We start from the raw sequence: 17,917 nt of genomic DNA, 5'->3' as shown, positions 1-17,917 counted from the left end.
TATCAGCACAATTCACTCTTATAACAGGCGAAAAGTAAAGGAAGAAGATATACCAAAGTATGGAAAAACAGTCGGCACAGGAACGCTGATTATAGGAATATCTCTTATATTAGGTTTTATTGTTTCGTTTTGGAGTGAAATAATTATAGATTATATCATTCTTCCAGCAGTTATTGTCGGATTAGGCTTTATATTGTATGGACAGTTCAAATACAATAAAGGAATTTTTTGAGAATCAGGGAGGTATAAAGATGGAATTGAACACAATATCAGGTCTGGCGATAGCGGGAGTTATCTGCTCCGTTGTCCTCTCGATGGGGGTACCGATTGCTTTGTTCATTGCAGGAAGGGTGAAGCTTAAGGCAAGGATTTCCTCGTTCTTTATCGGAGCAGGAACCTATCTGCTGTTTGCCATGCTGTTGGAGCAGCTGTTGCATGTTCTTGTCATTCGGTTCTGCGGACTGAACGCACAGAGCAGGCCATGGCTTTACTATGTGTACGCGGCTTTGGCTGCAGCTGTTTTTGAAGAGACCGGAAGACTGATTGCCATGAAGTTCTGGATGAAGAAATGGCTGGATTTTCCAAATGCACTGATGTATGGAATCGGGCATGGCGGTGTGGAGGCTATTCTGCTCGGAGGACTCTCCGGAATCAGCAATCTTGTGTCCATGCTGATGATCAACAGCGGAGCCATGCAGAATACGCTGGCGGCACTTCCTGCTGAGTCTGCAAATCAGACCGTGTCACAGCTGTCGGCCCTATGGACAACACCGGCACCACTCTTTTTTGTAAGCGGAATCGAAAGAATCAGTGCTATCATTCTGCATATCGGGTTGTCACTGCTGATCTACCGGGCGGTAAAGGCAGGCAAATACAGGACAGCGGCTTTTACAGCGGTTCTTGCATATGGGATTCATTTTATCGTGGACTTCTTTGCCGTGGCAGGTCCGGCGCTTCTTCCCATCTATGTGATTGAAATTGGTGTCTTTGTGATGGCAGCCGGAACTCTTGTTATGGCGCTGAAGATGGGAAGGATGGAAGAACTGTGAATTCCAGTTTTCTGCTATCATAAAACAGAATATATCTTACAGAACGCACCGTAGAAATACGGTGTTTTTTGTTATCCCAAACCCACAATTTCATACACAACCACAGGTTAGTACAAATACCTTGCGATTTTTTGAAAGGCTTAGAAAGGAAATTTCCCCTGATTTTCGCCCTGAGAAATGACACAAACAAGGCTTAATGTATCTTTCCTGTGGTTTTTATTTCCGGCAGGAAAGGAGGATTGCTTGCTCTGCCGAGAAAGGAGAACGAAATGGCGAAAAGCAACAAGGCGGATATGAGTTGTGCAAGGGTAAAAAGTACACCGTTTCTGATGTGAGCAAGGCGGAAAGGCACAACGAACGCAAGAATGAAACCTATGAAAATATAAATATGATTGAGGAACGCATACCCTATAATGTGCATTTCAAAAAGCCTTTTGCTCCGACCTATATGGAGCAATTAAAGCAGATGGAAGCTGACGGTATGGTGTCGCTTCGTGGGTTGAGAAAAGACGCAACGCTCTTTAACGAGATTGCGATTAAGTGCAAAGATGGATTTGATAATAAGTGGAACAATAAATATGTTGAGGTCACAGAACAAGTAGGGAGATTGGGTTGTTTCGGATTCATGATAATCAATATTTCGGGAACTTGGTTCGGGAGGTGGTCTGACGAAGCATTAGCACTTTCTATTATTCCTTCAATGTTGTTCTTATTTAGTGGGATTATGAGTAGGTCAGTGCTATTGATTATTGCATCAGTATTATTTGCACCAAGTCATATTGTGATTTCATATAAAAATGTAAAATAATATTTACAAATTCCAGTTTGTAGGGGTGACATGAAAAATGAAGTTTAAGGAACAGAGCTTTACCCTGTTTGCCTATACAAATTATAGGATAATTCAAGGTTCACACAGGCTCGAACCACTAGATTTTAAGGGAAAAGGTGCGTTCCACCATTCCCTTTTACAATAGGGGGTGGGTATGTTTTCTCTTGAACAATCGAGCCATGTGGAGACAGTGGCATGGCTTGGCCGAAATGTTTTGATAATTTAGTATGATGGCGAAAAATTTATTGACAGCGTTTAGAATTTGCTATATATTATACAAATATCTTGAGAGAGGATTTAAAAACAATGAAACATTTATTAATTAACAGTTTAAGACGCAGACAGAGAAGACATAAGTTCTTGTAGTTATTGTAAATCGCATAACTGCAAGAACTTATGTCTTGTTGTTATGCGGTGATGTTAATTAGTATCATATGCAGAACCGTATTTGATTTATCAGATGTGATAATCGGGTGCGGTTCTTTTTTTCATTTATAAAACAAGAAGGGAGAAAAGAAAAATGAAAGAAAAAATTAGTAAAGTTGTAGCAGGAGTGGTTAATACAGAGGATTGGAAGTCGATATTAGATTTAATAGAGACGCCACCTGATAACAAAATGGGTGATTACGCAATTCCGTGTTTTTCATTAGCCAAGTTAATGCACAAGAATCCATCATTAATAGCTAATGAAGTGAAAGAAAATTTGGAAGATGCTAAAGAAGAGTTGGGACTGTCTTTGGTAGAGGCGGTGAACGGATACTGTAATTTATTTGTAAACCGTGAAAAGTATGTGGAAATGATACTGAACACTTTGGAAAAAGATAATTTGGGAGTAGAAAAGGTTGGCTTAGATAAGACAATCTGTATTGATTATTCTTCTCCTAATATCGCTAAGAATTTCCACGTAGGACATTTACGCACAACAGTTATAGGGAACTCATTGTATAAAATTTATGATAAATTAGGGTATAAAGTGATAAGGATTAATCATTTAGGAGATTGGGGGACACAGTTTGGAAAACTTATTGTTGCCTATAAAAAATGGAGTAGTAAAGAAGTAGTTGAGAAAAGAGGAATTGATGAGTTACTTGATATTTATGTTAAATTTAACAGTGAAGCAGAGAAAAATCCGGAGCTAATGGATGAGGCACGAGAGTGGTTCGTAAAGATGGAGCAGGGGAATCAGGAAGCGTTGGCAATATGGGAATGGTTCAAAGAAATCAGTATGGTAGAGTTTGAAAGAGTATATAAAATGTTGGGGATTTCCTTTGATTCTTATCTTGGTGAAAGCTATTATCGCAATATGGTTCCTGAATTAGTTGACTATCTGAAAGAGAAAAAATTATTAATAGAGAGTCAGGGAGCTAATGTGATTGATTTATCAAAGTATAACATGCCTCCATGTATGATTACAAAAAAGGATGGTGGTTCAATTTACCATTCCCGTGATATATGTGCAGTTTTGTATCGTAAAGAAAAGTACGATTTTGATAAATGTTTATATGTGACAGGGCTTGAGCAGAGTCTTCATTTTAAACAGGTATTTAAAGCAATTGAGTTAATGGGATACAAGTGGTATACGAATTTAGTACACGTTCCATATGGTCTCGTAAGTTTGGAAGGAGCAAAGTTATCTACACGAAACGGAAATATAATATATGCAGAAGATATATTAGATGAAGCAGTTAAGCGTGCGGCGGAATCCATTGAAGAAAAAAATCCAAAGCTGGTTAACAAAGAAATGGTTGCTAAAAAGGTTGGAATCGGCGCTGTAATATTCCATGACTTGTTTAATCAGCGTATTAAGGATGTAGATTTTTCATGGGATGACGTATTAAGCTTTGAGGGAACTACAGGTCCTTATGTTCAATATACTTATGCACGTGCTAAGAGCATATTACGTAAGAGTAATGTAGAAATTGAAAATAAAAACATATGTTATGATGCACTTACTGATGATGTGACATTTGAACTGATTAAGATTCTATCTGGATATGAGGAAGCAGTTAAAAATGCAGCAAATCGTTACGAACCTTCAATTGTAGCATGATATATCATTTCAGTTGCTTCTTCATTTAATAAGTTTTACCAAGAATGTACCATACTTCGAGAAGAAAATGAGATGGTAAAAATGGCAAGGCTAAATCTTGTTAATTTAGTTCAGAAAATTGTTAACGAGGCTTGTGGTCTTCTTGGAATGGAATGTCCGGAAGAAATGTAGAAAAACTTGCAACACGATGCAGAATAGTTGTAGATTCTCACGCCAAATAATCATGTTGTCAATTTCGCATTTTATATCACTGGCAGTCGGGATTTGTTACTTTTAGAAAAATGTATAAAAGTATATATCTGTAGAGCTATTACAAAAAAGAAGTATATTGATATTGACTATTATGTTAACTAGTATTAACATGAACGTAAAAGCGTGCATAAAATGGAGGCGAATATGATAATAAGTGAAAGAATTTTTGAAATAATGAAGGAACAGAAAATGAGCCAAAGAGAACTCTCAAGGAGAACCGGAATAACAATCAGTACAATTAGCGATTGGAATACCAAGAAGTCGAATCCGGCTTCTGATAAGTTATTGGTTATTAGTGAGGCTTTGGGGGTTTCTGTGGAAGAATTGCTTATAGGTTCAGAGTCATTTAAAGAAAATTTATCAGAGGATATTGATTATAAGAATGTTGAGGATCATAAGATTTTGGAAGATTACCATAAGTTATCTAAAAGTCAGCAGATGCGTTTATTAAAATACATGAAGAGATTAGAGGAAATGAATGGAGAAAAATAAGAACATAAATGTAATTAAAGATTTAAATGGAAAAGATGATATTTTTCATGCTTTTTCTGATAGTAAGACATGATGTCAATGGTAAGAATATTTGTACGATGTTATAAAAACAAAAAAAGAAACGAGCAACCCGCTTAGCTACTGACAAGTCAGCACGTACGGTACAAAACCCATTTCTTACTTCAAAAGGTACTATTTATTTGTGAAAATGTCAAGGAGAAAAATTGTGAATAGTAAAAAACAAAGGTTTATATTTATACTCGTGTTTCTACAGTCATGCAGATAGATGGTTATTCATTGGAAGCTCCGAAAAATAAAATGGTCCAATGTGGGAGGAGAAAGTCTAATATGGAAAGGAAAATGGTTAGCTGAGGTAATAGAATAATAATGATAAATCGGACATATTGCTGATGTCGGCACTATGTTCATATGAGAATTGTGGTCACAGTTTGTGACCGCAAAACAAGGAAGGAAATATATGGCAGAAGATAAAAAGAAAGAAATTGCAGTAATTGAAATTACAGAAGAATACATGAAGGAGCGGCTTTATGAATTCAGAGGGAAAAAAGTTATGCTTGATTCAGACTTGGCAGAGATTTATGGGTATGAAACCAAAAATTTTAAAAGGCAGGTTAAGAATAACATTGCCAAATTTGAAGGCGATGATTTTATGTTTGAATTGAATGATGAAGAAGTGGAAAATCTTTCAAGGTGCAAAAATTTCACCTTGAATATGGGAAGAGGTTCAAATATAAAATACAAACCTTATGTGTTTACAGAACAGGGAGTATATATGCTTATGACAGTTTTGCGTGGCGAGCTCGCAATTAAACAAAGCCGTGCACTTGTGAAGACTTTTAAGAGAATGAAAGATTACATATTAGAAAATCGTGATTTAATAGGTCAGCGGGAAATACTTCAGTTAAGCATGGAAGCTGCTAACAACAGAATAGAAATTAACAAAATCAACTCAGATATGATATCTCTTGAAAAGCAGATTTCAGATGTTGCAGAAGGCTTGAAGGATGTTGTGACAAAATCTGAGTTGGCGGATATGATGAACAGCTTTGTTTCAGATGATGATGAAAAGTGGCTCATGTTTAATGCAAAATTTAGTAGTGCAGATGAGGTATATGAGTCTATTTATAAGCAGGCAAAGTCGTCAATATATGTCGTTGACAATTATATTGGATTAAGAACGCTGGTACATCTTAAAAATTCTCCTACAGGAGTAAATATTACTTTATTCAGCGATAATGTTGGGAACAATAAACTTCATAATATAGAATTTACGGATTTTTGCAAAGAATATCCATCCGTAAAAATATCAATGAAAAAGACAGGCGGTATATTTCATGATCGATTTATAGTGTTGGATTATGGAACTGCTGCTGAAAGGGTTTTCTTATGTGGGGCTTCATCAAAGGATGCAGGGGCTAGAATAACCAGTATTGTTGAAGACTATGGAGTGTCTAAATATACCCCGGTTATTGCAACGCTGTTGAAAAATCCAACTTTGATTTTACCACAGTAGAGGGGAGCGAATGCATTGAAGAAGAAAACAAAATGCTACATATATATTCGTGTATCAACAGCAATTCAGATTATTCTTAATATGTAGGCTCGCAGCAGAGCAGATAGCATCAGCTACAGGTAAGGACATAGAAGAAGTGAAAGTGATTATTGCGGTGAAGAAAACTGAACTTGCATAAAGTTATATAAAAAAGAGAGCCTTTGAGTTTAAATAACTTAGAGACTCTTATTATATGAAAATTTCAAGAGAGAAAATTGTGAACGTATATGTTTACAATTTAAGTTGGACTCATTGTAGGTGTTTGTTGCATACGAAATATTAATTATTGGGGAACATTTCTATATAATAACGATATAAAATGTTCCCCAAAGAAGATGCAATGTCAGTGCTATATAACGAAATACAAGAATTATAAAATCAATTCTTTTGGGAGACGGAAAAGAAATTTGGTAGATTTGTAAGTTATAAAAATTAGCGAACCTTTTGGCTTTTTTAGAGACTAATATAGTGTAAATCGATTTACAGGAGGAAGAAAAAATGAGTGAATACATTAATAATGAACTTATCGAGAACACATATTTGTTCTGCATAAAGCGAGTGGCTAATAGCGATACGGCAAAAGATTTAGCTCATGATATTTTATTGGAAGCATTAAAGGCTGTTTCGAAAGGAAAAAAGTTTACAAATTTTTATGGATGGTATTGGAGAATGGCACATAATAAATATGCAAACTATATGGAGTACAAGAAAACTCAAACATTGCCAATAGAAGTGGCTGGAGGTGTTGCTGCAGAAATTTGTCAGCCGATAGAACAGATTATTAATGATGAAAAGATTTCGTATCTTAATTATTCACTCTCAAGATTAGCATCAGACTATCGTGAAATAATAATTAGATTTTATTTGAAGGAACAATCAATAAAACAAATTTCACAGGAATTAAAAATTCCGGAAGGAACTGTAAAAAGAAGATTGTTTGATGCAAAGAAAAAAGTGAAAGAGAGGTTTGATAAAATGAGAAACATTGGTACATTATCTTATGCTCCGGCAGAGATAGATTGGTTTTGGGGATATAGTTGTAGAGAGGCAGCAGGCGTACTTGATAATCAAAAAATAGCACAACAGATATGTGTTTTGTGTGGAAAAGAACCGAAGAATATTAATGAAATTTCTGATGAAATGGGAGTAGCACCAATTTATGTTGAACCAATTATGGAACAACTTTTAAAAGTGAAATTAGTTGTGCCATATAATAAGAAAAAGTATATTTCAAATTTTGGTGTGTTCCCAAAGCAGGCATATATGCAGGCACAGTCAGTTGCAAACTATGAATTTCGTGAAAACGGTTATTTCGACAAAGTAAATCAGGCTCTGGAGAACACAAAAGATGAAATATTAAAATTCGATTTTTATGGAAATGATTTTAACTACAAATATTTAAAGTGGATTTTTTATGTTATTGCAGGCTATCAGATAGGATATCTTGCTAATGAAAAATATTTAGAAAAGTACAAAGGCAAGTATAAAGATGAGGGGGAAAGAGATTATAGGATTACAATGCAATACAGCAATGCTGATGAAAATATCGATTATCCTATTCAAGATGAAACGAAAACAGCTGAATGGTCATGTTTAACTCAAAAATTTATGTCCACACGTTATGGAAAAATTGAATTCGTAAACGATTATCAGTGTGCCCCTTTTCCAAGTGAAGGAGAAGAATTTGCAAAGGGACGTGACCTGTGGGTAAATGGTGATAATATTACACTATTAATGGAACTAGCTGAAAACAGTAGTAAAAAACTGAATACATATGAAGAAGAAATGGTTGCCTGTTTTATTAAAAACGGCTTGGTTGAAAAGAAAGACAATGGATATAAAGTATTATTACCAATTTTTAAAAGAGACGTATTTGAAAAAATAGCAACACTAATAAAAGAAGCAGTTAGGAATATCGCATATGAATATTCTGATTGTATAGCTGGTAAAGTAGAAAAAATATTATTGCCATATGTGCGAAAAGAACTGATGAGTAACTTTATTTATTGGGATATGAAAATGTTCTTCCAACCTATTTCTTCGCTATTTTATTATGGAATATATGACTCTAATGATTTGGAAATTCCAAAAGATTATGAGCATAGTGCTGCAGGACTTTACCTTGAGGTAAAGTAAAATAGAAATAATGTCAAAGGATATAATATTTAATATTAGATATGCTCGTAATTAGCTACAACTTTATTTCCTTAAAGAATGTAAAGTTGTAGCTTAAAATCAAAAAGAGTTACATTTAAACAATTTGTACACAAAAACTTTGAAGAAATGTAGGAATTGGGTAAATCAAGCTTTGAAGAAATGTAGAAAAATTAAATTTAAGACCTTGAAGAAATGCACGTTTATGATATGATATGTTTATATTTAGGGTTCCTTTATGAAAATCTTATTGCTCAAATGATTACTGCATCTGGAAGAGAATTGTATTATCATATATGGGAAAAAATGGAAGCACACATTATTATGAAGTGGATTTCCTGATTTCTGAAGGAAGTAAAATAAATGCTTTTGAGATTAAATCTTCTGGTGCAGGGCAACATCGGTCCATAAAGCAGTTCTCTGAAAAATTTTCAAAGAATGTAAATAAAATATATTTATTGTCTCAGAAAGATGTTGGAAAGGAAGAAAATTTACTGTTTAAGCCATTTTATCTGATGCCCTTTCTAATTTGATAAATAAAAAAGATTGAAGCTAAAAAAGGTTGGAGAAAGTTCCAACCTTTTTTACTTATCTGTGTCTATATTAATGAACATGTTCAATAAAGCACATAATGGAGGAGAAAATGGAGCAAAAAGAAGCAGGAGAAATCGTTAATAATTACATAAATCGAATATACAGTTTTGTAAAGAAAAGAGTGTCAAACGAGGCTGACGTACAAGACATATCGCAGGAGATAGCTTTTAAATTGTATAAGTCGCTGTGCATTAAAGATGTGATTAATGTAGATGGATTTGTGTGGACCGTAGCTAGAAATACTTTGGTTAATTTCTATAGGGGAAATGGTCGCTTTAAGATGAATGTTTCAATAGATGATAATGAAGTTAAAATAAGTGATGGTGGCAAGGATATAATTGATAGCATGATAGAAAAGGAAAACTATCACAGAATTAGAAAAGAAATTGCTTATCTGTCTAAGATTCAGCGACAAATTCTCATTATGTATTATTACGAAGAAAAAAAGCAAAAAGAAATAGCTTCTATTTTAAATCTTCCAGTGGGAACAGTAAAGTGGCACCTAAGTGTGGCAAAGAACGAATTGAAACGAGGTATGGCAAAGATGAGAAATATAAATGATTTAAAATTTAATCCAATAAAGTTTGCAAAGGTTAGATATGATGGGTATACGGGAACAATGGGAAATCCAATAAAGTATGTAAGAAGTGCATTGTCTCAAAATATTCTGTATACGATAAAAGATTCAGCAAGAACAATTGAAGAAATTGCTGATATTATGAATGTTTCTCCGGTTTATATAGAAAGTGAAATCGAATTTCTTGAGGAACATCAACTTGTTATAAGAGACAAAAACAAATACATTTGCAATATAATTATAGAAGAAACAAATGGGGAAAATGAAGTCAACATTATTAAGAAATGCTATAGAAAAATAGCAGAAGAGCTTTCTGCAAAATTATTTGACGAAATTGTAAATAACAACTACTTAAATAGTCCGGATATTTTAGGACCTAAGGATGATAACTTTAGAATGTGGGGATTATTAATATATCTGATTGCAACAGCTAATGTAGATAGTATTAAAAAAACAATTACATTTGAGCAGGCAGCAACCATTAGACCGGATGGTGGTTGCAATATTATTACTGCCAGTGTTGATTCAGAGAGTGAAAAAGAAATATTAAATATCACGGAGAAATTTTGTGGACCATGTTGGAATGAAGACGAACTGTTAAAGTTGTGGCTGGTGGATAGCAAATGGTCGGATAAACGAGTGACAGAATACTATGGTGGCCCTAATATACAAAGGGATCTTAAGTTGATTGGTAGATTTATTAATGGAGATATTCTTAGCGTCGATGAATATACATTTCTTTTGGAAAAAGGCTATATTACAAAGAAAGATGGAGGGTATGAATTAGGTGTTGTAGCAATAAAACAAGGAGAAATAAGAGAAAAGCTTGAGAAAATGGCTTACAATATAAAAAATGAAGTGATTGAAGAAAATCTTGCTCTGATTAGAGAGTATCAGGCTTTATTAGAACCAGATAACATGCCAAAGAATGTAAAGCTTCAAAGAGAATACATAAATCAACATTTGTTTTCATCAGATGCTTTTTTGTGTGTATTTTCAATGGAGTATTTAATTGAAAGTGGAAGGCTTAAGATTGTAGAAGATAAATATAAGAAAGCAGTAGGGCAGATTGTGATTCTGAAATAGTGTTAAAAAATAGCAAATACGTTTGGAAATTAGACGTAAATTAAACAAAAATTAAGAATACGTTTGAAAAATAAACGTAAAATCAAACGAAAACTTAAAAATATGTCTGAAAATCAAACGTAAAATCAAACAAAAACTAAAAAGTATGTTTAATAATCAAACGTAAAGTGAACGCAAAAAGATACGTTTTGGAGTAGATGATGATGGAATTGAAGTTGGAGTTAAAAATCCCGTTCAGGAATGCACAGATATAGAAAATAGGATAAATGATAGTATTTCACCTGTACCGGATTATAGATTAAATATAAATGAAAATACATCAGTAATAGTCCTTACTGTTGAAGAGGGTAGTAACAAACCATATTTTTACAAATCAAAAGCGTATAAAAGAATTGATTCCTAAGGAAGCATTCAGGGAAGCTATAGCAAATGCATTAGCACATAGAACATGGGATGTGAAATCAAACATCAACGTGGCCATGTATGATAATAGGATAGAAATCACCTCTCCCGGTGGATTACCAAAGGGTATTTCTAAGGAAGAATATTTGAACGGAGGAATATCCATACCTAGAAACTATATTTTATGCAATGTGTTTTTAAGATTGCATATGATAGAACGTTTCGGAACCGGAATAAAAAGAATAAATCAATATTATAAAGATAATGCTATAAAGCCGCAATATGTAATAACTGAAAACATGATTAAAATATGCCTTCCAATCATTGAAAAAAATACATTAGAAGGCGATGAATCGGTTATATTTAACTTACTTGACACAAAGTCTATGTCCAGTTCTGCAATTGTAAAGGAAACAGGGTTGAAAAAATCAAAAGTTATATCAATTTTAAACCACCTTGTCGAGCAGGACTATATTGAGAAAACAGGTAATGGAAGAGGAACAAAGTATCAAAGATGATAAAGAATATACAAACCACCCCAATTATAAAAATTACGAAATGGAGAGTTAGAACATTGGGAAATTGTTGTAAATTTTGCAATAGTTCAAAAGGAATGATTTCTTATTGGTTAAAAGACATGTCAATCATAAAAATAATTTATGGTTAATTTTTTAACGAAATGCACAAATTTGTTGATTAAGCATTGAATTTGTCAATTAATAATGTATAATATATGCGTAAAGCAAGATTTTTTTGCTTTAGGTAAGAAAGGCACCATAATTAATTAAATTCCTTGGTGACTTTTCGAAAAACAAGATAGAAAAGGAGTATTATTAAAATGGCAATCGATTTAACAAAATATGGAATTTATGGAACAACTGAAATTGTTTACAATCCATCATACGAAGAGTTATTTGCAGAAGAAACAAAGCCAGAACTTGAAGGTTTTGACAAAGGTCAGGAAAGTGAATTAGGTGCAGTAAACGTTAAGACTGGTGTATACACAGGACGTTCACCTAAAGACAAATATATCGTTATGGATGAAAATTCAAAGGACACTGTTTGGTGGACATCAGATGAATACGCAAACGATAACCATCCATTATCAGAAGATGTATGGGCTACATTAAAGGACATCGCTAAGAAAGAACTTTCAAACAAGAAACTTTATGTAGTAGATGCTTTCTGTGGAGCAAATGCAGACACACGTATGGCTATTCGTTTTATCGTAGAAGTAGCTTGGCAGGCACATTTCGTAACAAATATGTTCATTAAGCCAACAGAAGAAGAACTCAAGAACTTCGAACCAGACTTCGTAGTATACAATGCTTCAAAGGCAAAAGTAGAAAACTACAAAGAACTTGGATTAAACTCAGAAACAGCAGTTGCATTCAATATCACAAGCCGTGAACAGGTTATCATTAACACATGGTACGGCGGAGAAATGAAGAAGGGTATGTTCTCAATGATGAACTACTACTTACCACTTAAGGGTATTGCTTCAATGCACTGTTCAGCAAATACAGATTTAAATGGAGAAAACACAGCAATTTTCTTCGGTTTATCAGGAACAGGAAAGACAACACTTTCAACAGATCCTAAGCGTCTCTTAATCGGTGATGACGAACATGGTTGGGATGACAACGGAGTATTCAACTTTGAAGGTGGATGCTACGCTAAGGTTATTGACTTAGATAAGGAATCAGAACCAGATATCTACAATGCTATTAAGCGTGATGCACTTCTTGAAAACGTAACATTAGATGAAAATGGAAAGATTGATTTCGCTGATAAGAGCGTAACAGAAAACACTCGTGTTTCTTACCCAATCAATCATATTAAAAATATTGTACGTCCTATTTCATCAGCGCCAGCAGCTAAGAACGTAATCTTCTTATCAGCAGATGCATTTGGAGTATTACCACCAGTATCAATCTTAACAGAAGGTCAGACACAGTATTACTTCTTATCAGGATTTACAGCAAAATTAGCTGGTACAGAACGTGGAATTACAGAACCAACTCCAACATTCTCAGCATGTTTCGGACAGGCTTTCTTAGAGCTTCATCCAACAAAATACGCTGAAGAATTAGTTAAGAAGATGGAAAAGAACGGTGCTAAGGCATATCTTGTAAACACAGGATGGAATGGTACAGGAAAGCGTATCTCAATTAAGGATACACGTGGTATCATCGATGCTATCTTAAGCGGAGCAATCAACGAAGCTCCTACAAAGACAATTCCATACTTCAACTTTGAAGTTCCAACAGAACTTCCAGGAGTAGATGCAGGAATTCTTGATCCAAGAGATACTTACGCTGATGCTTCAGAATGGGAAACAAAGGCATTAGATCTTGCAGACAGATTCATCAAGAACTTCGCAAAATACGAAGGAAACGAAGCAGGAAAAGCACTTGTTTCAGCAGGACCACAAAAATAATCGCGAAGCTTTGAGCAAAGCGACATAATAAAAGAAGAGACAGGCAACCCGTTATGCTTGCATAAACGGGAGCCTGTCTCTTCTTTTATTTAGCGGCATTCTGCGAATGCCGCGTGCTTATTGATTTGTAAACAAATCAATAAGGGGAGTGTCGTGCATAAAAAGTCAAATTAAAGAGAATGCCGCGTGCTTATTGATTTGTTTACAAATCAATAAGAGGAGTGTCGTGTTTGAAAAGAAATTTTGATATAAAAGTGATTTTTTGCTCGAAATAATGTATAATTATAAATGTTTTTGTGGGCATAACAAATTTATCGTACATTTGCTAAGTAACAATGCCCCAAAAAACAATAAATTTATAGGAGGGTTTGTATGAGAAAGACATTCAAACAAATTATGTCTATTATGCTGGTAGCAGCATTAGCGCTAGGTGGAACACCTTTCACAGCAAAGGCGTCTATAGACATAAAACAAGAAGAAAACAACAAAAACAAAAAGGAAAAAAGTTATGTAGAAGGACAGGCAGTCATTCTATATAAGGAAAGTGGAAAGAATGTTTCAACACAGAGTATTACAGACAGTAAGGTAAAAATTAAAGAAACATATGATTTCCAGGAAAGCAAAGGAAAGGTGAAAACTTATAGTAACAATGATGCTTCAGACGTGAAGGTTTCTTTAGTTGAATCAGATTCATATTCAACAGAAGAACTTATTGCAAAGATGAAGAACAAAGTTGGTGTTATAAGTGTTCAGCCAAACTATATTTATAAGGCTTCAGATTATAATGACAAGTATTATAAATATCAGTGGTCTCAGGAAAACGTTGGTCAAAATGGCGGCACAAAGGGATTAGATATTAACGCTGACAGCAGCGCTTTGGCTGACAAGGACAATAAGGAAAAAGTTGTTGCGATTGTTGACACAGGTGTTGATTACACACATGAAGATTTAAAAGATAAAATATGGAACAATCCTTATGATGAAAGTGAACTAAAAGGAAAACATGGATATGATTTTGCTAATGAAGATGCAGATCCATTAGATGACAACGGTCATGGTAGTCACTGTGCAGGTATTATTGCAGCACAGTCTAACAACAATGTTGGTATAAGTGGAACTGCAAAAAGTGATAACATAAAGATCATGGCACTTAAATGCCTCGATGAAGAAGGTTCAGGTTCAACAATAGATGCTATAGGTGCTTATAACTATATTTATAAAGCGCAGTCATTAGGCACAAATGTTGTAGCTGTAAATGACTCATGGGGCGGTGATGCAGACGAAACAGAAGATGCATTAAAAGCTGTTATTGAAATGGTTGGTAAGAAGGGTGCACTTTCAGTTATAGCATCAGGAAATGATGGTGTAAATGTAGATGAATATTACACAAGTCCTGCCTGTATTGACAGCGATTACATTATTTCAGTTGCAGCAAGTAATGAAAATGATGAACTTGCAACTTTCTCTAATTATGGAAAAGATAATGTAGACATTGCAGCACCGGGAACTAACATTCTCTCATCAGTTTCATATAATTGCTATAATCCATCTATTTACGAAAACCCAATGGATTTAAGTAGTACATTCTATACATACGACACAGAAAAAGTAGTTAATGTAGTTGAAGATGAAGCTATCGTAAAAGATGCAGCACAGGGGGAGGCTCCTTGGGGACATTCAAGTGATGATGAGGGTGCAAAATTCACAGCAACTACAACTCACAATTCATATTTTGGAGAAGCAAAAAATACAAACAAGTCCCTTAATTTATCTGTAAGCAATATTGCAACAGAAGAACAGTATAATTTCTATTTACCATACGAATTGAAAAAATCTTCAACTCCTGTAACAGTAAGTGCAATGTTAAAGGTAAATGCGAAACCTAAAAAAGACAACACAAACATTACAGGTCTTTTAGATGAAGATACAATTGGAACGTATGGAATTTTTGATTGTAATGTAAAAGATTCAGGAGAACTTGATTTTGCTAATGCAGAAATGATAGGTATGTCACACTTAGAGCAGGATAATTGTTATACACATTTAAGTTTTTCAACTTCAGGTAAAGTTAAAAAAGATACTAAGAAAGTTCTTATTCTTGCTTTAGTTGCTTCAACAGATGGCGAGTATGGATTTAGTGTAGAAGATTTTGGTGTAAGCAAAGAAGATGTTAATGCAGACGAATTTGGAAAATACGACTTTTATAATGGTACATCAATGGCTACACCACATGTTACAGGTGCAGTAGCAGCCATTGCAAATACATATGGTAACAGTAATTCATTAGATGTTAAAAACAGAGTGCTTGGTTCTGTAAGAGAGATACCGGCATTAGCAAACAAAGTTTCATCAAGTGGTGTACTGGACTTAACAAAGGTTGACACACCTAGCATTAGCGTTGGTAAGATTCAGATGAACGCTAAATCACAGGTTGAAATTAAAGGTTCATACCTTAAAGATGCTAAAGTATTTGTAAACAATACAGAAGTAAAACAGCTTTCAAACAATGATCAGACAGTTACATTTGACGGAAATAACTATAAGAATAAAACTTTAAATATTAAGATTCAAAAAGAAGAAAAAACAATAGAGAGAACATGTTACTTCTCATGTGGTAAAGCATTCACATCTGACAAGAAGTTCATAAACTCTATGTTAGGCGGTCAGTTAGTATCAACAGGTCAGGAAGTGGCATACATTACTGATGAAGGTATTGTTATGTGGAGTTCTTTATCAAATAGTCAGGATATTGATATTGATGAATTAATTAAAAAATTCCCTGAATTAAAAGATGAAATCTTAAAAGAACAGGAATCTTTAAAAGATGCAGGTAGAACTTCAGAACTTGATGAAGGAAGATTCCCATTTACAACAGAAATGTTCGGGGCAGAATATAAGTATGCATTAAACGGTAGTGTATATGCTAACAGCGATTTTGTCTACACAAACGGAAAGCTTTATGGAGCAGTAGGTTTAGATTTAGGTTACACAGAAGAAGAAATTCTTGCATACTATGATACTAATAAAGGTTGGAAGAAATTAACAGCAGTTCCAAAAGAATTTAAGGGGGCATTTGGTTACAATTTAGTAGCATATAATGGTGACTTATATTTATTCGGCGGAATTAAGAAGGATGGAAGTCTTGATACATCAGTTATGAAGTATTCTTTATCAGCAAAGAAGTGGACAACAGTTGCTAAGTTGCCAAGTGGACGAGCTTGTGCAAAAGCTGTTCAGGTTGGAAATAAGTTAATTGTAACATTGGGAACAGACGGAACAGAATCAACTCCAAAGAACTTGATTTTTGATGGTAGCAAGTGGACTGTATCTAAGGCTACAATTGGAAAAGTTACAGATGCTTACAAGGAAACAATTAATGGTAAGGAATTCTGTATAACAGAAGCGCAGATTGGTGCAATTTCTAACGGTGTTATTTATACAGATTTAAAGGCAGAAGGTCTTGGAGATACATTTACATACAACCTTAGTTCAGATTCCTACAAGGCTTCAGGTTACAGCTTAAACAGCGAAAACTTTAAGGCGGATAATGTTTTAGCAACAACAGTCCAGGACAAGTTATACGTTCTTTATGGTAACAATCAGATGGCCAATGATGACGACGGTGATTGGAACTTTGGAAAAGGAACTACAAAGAAATCTAGTGCAGTTAGCATTGACGGTGACGAAGAAGAAGTCACAGCAGGAATTGAATCAGTATACATTAATGTAACAAGTGGATATACAAATGTAGTAGACAGCAGTACAGACGGCGGTTATGTAGAAGGCACAGGCTACTATTTGCCAGGTGATACATTTAAGCTTATTGCAAAAGCTGACGATAACTTTACAATAACAAAGTTTACTGTTAATGGTAAGAATGTTGCTAAAGGTAAAAACGGATATGTTTATACAGCAAGAGCTAATTCATTAGGCAGCAAGGTAACAGCAAAAGTTTATACAAAACAGAAGGTTACTGTAACAAAGGTTGGCGCAACTTCAATTAAAAAAGCCAAGAGAACAGCAAAGAAACTTAAGCTTACTTTAGCAAAGGCTTCAAATGCAATAGGATATCAGATTGCTTACTCAACATCAAAGAAGTTTACAAAGAAAACAACTAAGTATGTAACTAGCAAGAAGACATCAGTTACTTTAAAGAAATTAAAGAATAAAAAGTATTATGTAAAAGCCAGAGCCTATACAAAAGTTGGCAAGAAATCTGTATACGGAAGCTGGTCAGAAGTTAAGACTATTAAAAAAGTTAAAGCAAAGAAGGCTAAAACTAAAAAGGCAAAAAAGAAATAAAGTGTTTGTTGTAGATTAATTTGAATATTTAGTAATAATAAAGCACAATATTTTGAAATCATAAAAAGCGATTAATTGGAAAAAATAATACCGGTTAATCGCTTTTCTATGTAATAA

General features: G+C 34.3%; 12 protein-coding genes and 1 pseudogene. All 13 read left to right on the top strand.

Annotation, left to right across the window (positions count from 1 at the left end; translation table 11 throughout):
- On the top strand, positions 1 to 232 hold a 232-nt coding region (locus tag ACZM4J_RS05050), incomplete at its 5' end, for a hypothetical protein (protein WP_489485710.1).
- Positions 233 to 251: 19 nt separating this feature from the next.
- Complete coding sequence (locus ACZM4J_RS05045) at positions 252 to 1,049, top strand: YhfC family intramembrane metalloprotease (RefSeq protein ID WP_227909633.1); 798 nt, start codon at positions 252 to 254, stop codon at positions 1,047 to 1,049.
- Between the two features lie 196 nt (positions 1,050 to 1,245).
- The gene (locus ACZM4J_RS05040) at positions 1,246 to 1,857 is read left to right on the top strand and encodes a plasmid recombination protein (protein ID WP_428245096.1); all 612 of its coding nucleotides are present in this window, start codon (positions 1,246 to 1,248) and stop codon (positions 1,855 to 1,857) included.
- A gap of 541 nt (positions 1,858 to 2,398) precedes the next feature.
- Positions 2,399 to 4,099, top strand: a pseudogene (argS, locus tag ACZM4J_RS05035) (arginine--tRNA ligase).
- Between the two features lie 225 nt (positions 4,100 to 4,324).
- Positions 4,325 to 4,672 (top strand): helix-turn-helix domain-containing protein, encoded by a 348-nt coding sequence (locus ACZM4J_RS05030; protein ID WP_412335992.1) that lies wholly within the window; start codon positions 4,325 to 4,327, stop codon positions 4,670 to 4,672.
- 478 nt (positions 4,673 to 5,150) lie between these two features.
- A complete protein-coding gene (locus ACZM4J_RS05025; protein ID WP_412335993.1) occupies positions 5,151 to 6,206 on the top strand; it encodes an ORF6N domain-containing protein in 1,056 nt (351 codons plus the stop codon).
- A gap of 537 nt (positions 6,207 to 6,743) precedes the next feature.
- Positions 6,744 to 8,381 (top strand): RNA polymerase sigma factor, encoded by a 1,638-nt coding sequence (locus tag ACZM4J_RS05020; RefSeq protein ID WP_412335994.1) that lies wholly within the window; start codon positions 6,744 to 6,746, stop codon positions 8,379 to 8,381.
- A gap of 314 nt (positions 8,382 to 8,695) precedes the next feature.
- Positions 8,696 to 8,932 carry a DUF4143 domain-containing protein gene (locus ACZM4J_RS05015; RefSeq protein ID WP_428245098.1) on the top strand — a complete coding sequence of 79 codons (237 nt, stop codon included), beginning with the start codon at positions 8,696 to 8,698 and terminating at the stop codon, positions 8,930 to 8,932.
- Between the two features lie 110 nt (positions 8,933 to 9,042).
- The gene (locus tag ACZM4J_RS05010) at positions 9,043 to 10,656 is read left to right on the top strand and encodes an RNA polymerase sigma factor (protein WP_428245099.1); all 1,614 of its coding nucleotides are present in this window, start codon (positions 9,043 to 9,045) and stop codon (positions 10,654 to 10,656) included.
- A gap of 181 nt (positions 10,657 to 10,837) precedes the next feature.
- Positions 10,838 to 11,059 (top strand): AlbA family DNA-binding domain-containing protein, encoded by a 222-nt coding sequence (locus ACZM4J_RS05005; protein ID WP_489485712.1) that lies wholly within the window; start codon positions 10,838 to 10,840, stop codon positions 11,057 to 11,059.
- Entirely contained in the window at positions 11,049 to 11,576 is a 528-nt protein-coding gene (locus ACZM4J_RS05000; RefSeq protein WP_412336001.1) for an ATP-binding protein, read from the top strand. Before ACZM4J_RS05005 ends, ACZM4J_RS05000 begins: the two co-directional genes overlap by 11 nt.
- Before the next feature lie 320 nt (positions 11,577 to 11,896).
- Entirely contained in the window at positions 11,897 to 13,498 is a 1,602-nt protein-coding gene (gene pckA / locus ACZM4J_RS04995) for a phosphoenolpyruvate carboxykinase (ATP) (protein WP_302690437.1), read from the top strand.
- A 372-nt stretch (positions 13,499 to 13,870) separates the two neighbouring features.
- Positions 13,871 to 17,800 carry a S8 family serine peptidase gene (locus ACZM4J_RS04990; protein WP_489485705.1) on the top strand — a complete coding sequence of 1,310 codons (3,930 nt, stop codon included), beginning with the start codon at positions 13,871 to 13,873 and terminating at the stop codon, positions 17,798 to 17,800.
- Positions 17,801 to 17,917: the final 117 nt, after the last annotated feature.

The sequence above is a fragment of the Eubacterium sp. genome (assembly GCF_057858645.1).
The sequence above is the reverse complement of the archived record's forward strand: the minus strand, read 5'-3'. Positions and strand labels throughout refer to the sequence as shown.

What these genes read in the sequence shown, in the direction of transcription:
- ACZM4J_RS05040 (WP_428245096.1), top strand. Translation starts at nt 1,246, where the DNA reads ATGTATCTTTCCTGTGGTTTTTATTTCCGGCAGGAAAGGAGGATTGCT.
- ACZM4J_RS05015 (WP_428245098.1), top strand. Translation starts at nt 8,696, where the DNA reads ATGGGAAAAAATGGAAGCACACATTATTATGAAGTGGATTTCCTGATT.
- ACZM4J_RS05030 (WP_412335992.1), top strand. Translation starts at nt 4,325, where the DNA reads ATGATAATAAGTGAAAGAATTTTTGAAATAATGAAGGAACAGAAAATG.
- pckA (WP_302690437.1), top strand. Translation starts at nt 11,897, where the DNA reads ATGGCAATCGATTTAACAAAATATGGAATTTATGGAACAACTGAAATT.
- ACZM4J_RS05010 (WP_428245099.1), top strand. Translation starts at nt 9,043, where the DNA reads ATGGAGCAAAAAGAAGCAGGAGAAATCGTTAATAATTACATAAATCGA.
- ACZM4J_RS05045 (WP_227909633.1), top strand. Translation starts at nt 252, where the DNA reads ATGGAATTGAACACAATATCAGGTCTGGCGATAGCGGGAGTTATCTGC.
- ACZM4J_RS05020 (WP_412335994.1), top strand. Translation starts at nt 6,744, where the DNA reads ATGAGTGAATACATTAATAATGAACTTATCGAGAACACATATTTGTTC.
- ACZM4J_RS04990 (WP_489485705.1), top strand. Translation starts at nt 13,871, where the DNA reads ATGAGAAAGACATTCAAACAAATTATGTCTATTATGCTGGTAGCAGCA.
- ACZM4J_RS05025 (WP_412335993.1), top strand. Translation starts at nt 5,151, where the DNA reads ATGGCAGAAGATAAAAAGAAAGAAATTGCAGTAATTGAAATTACAGAA.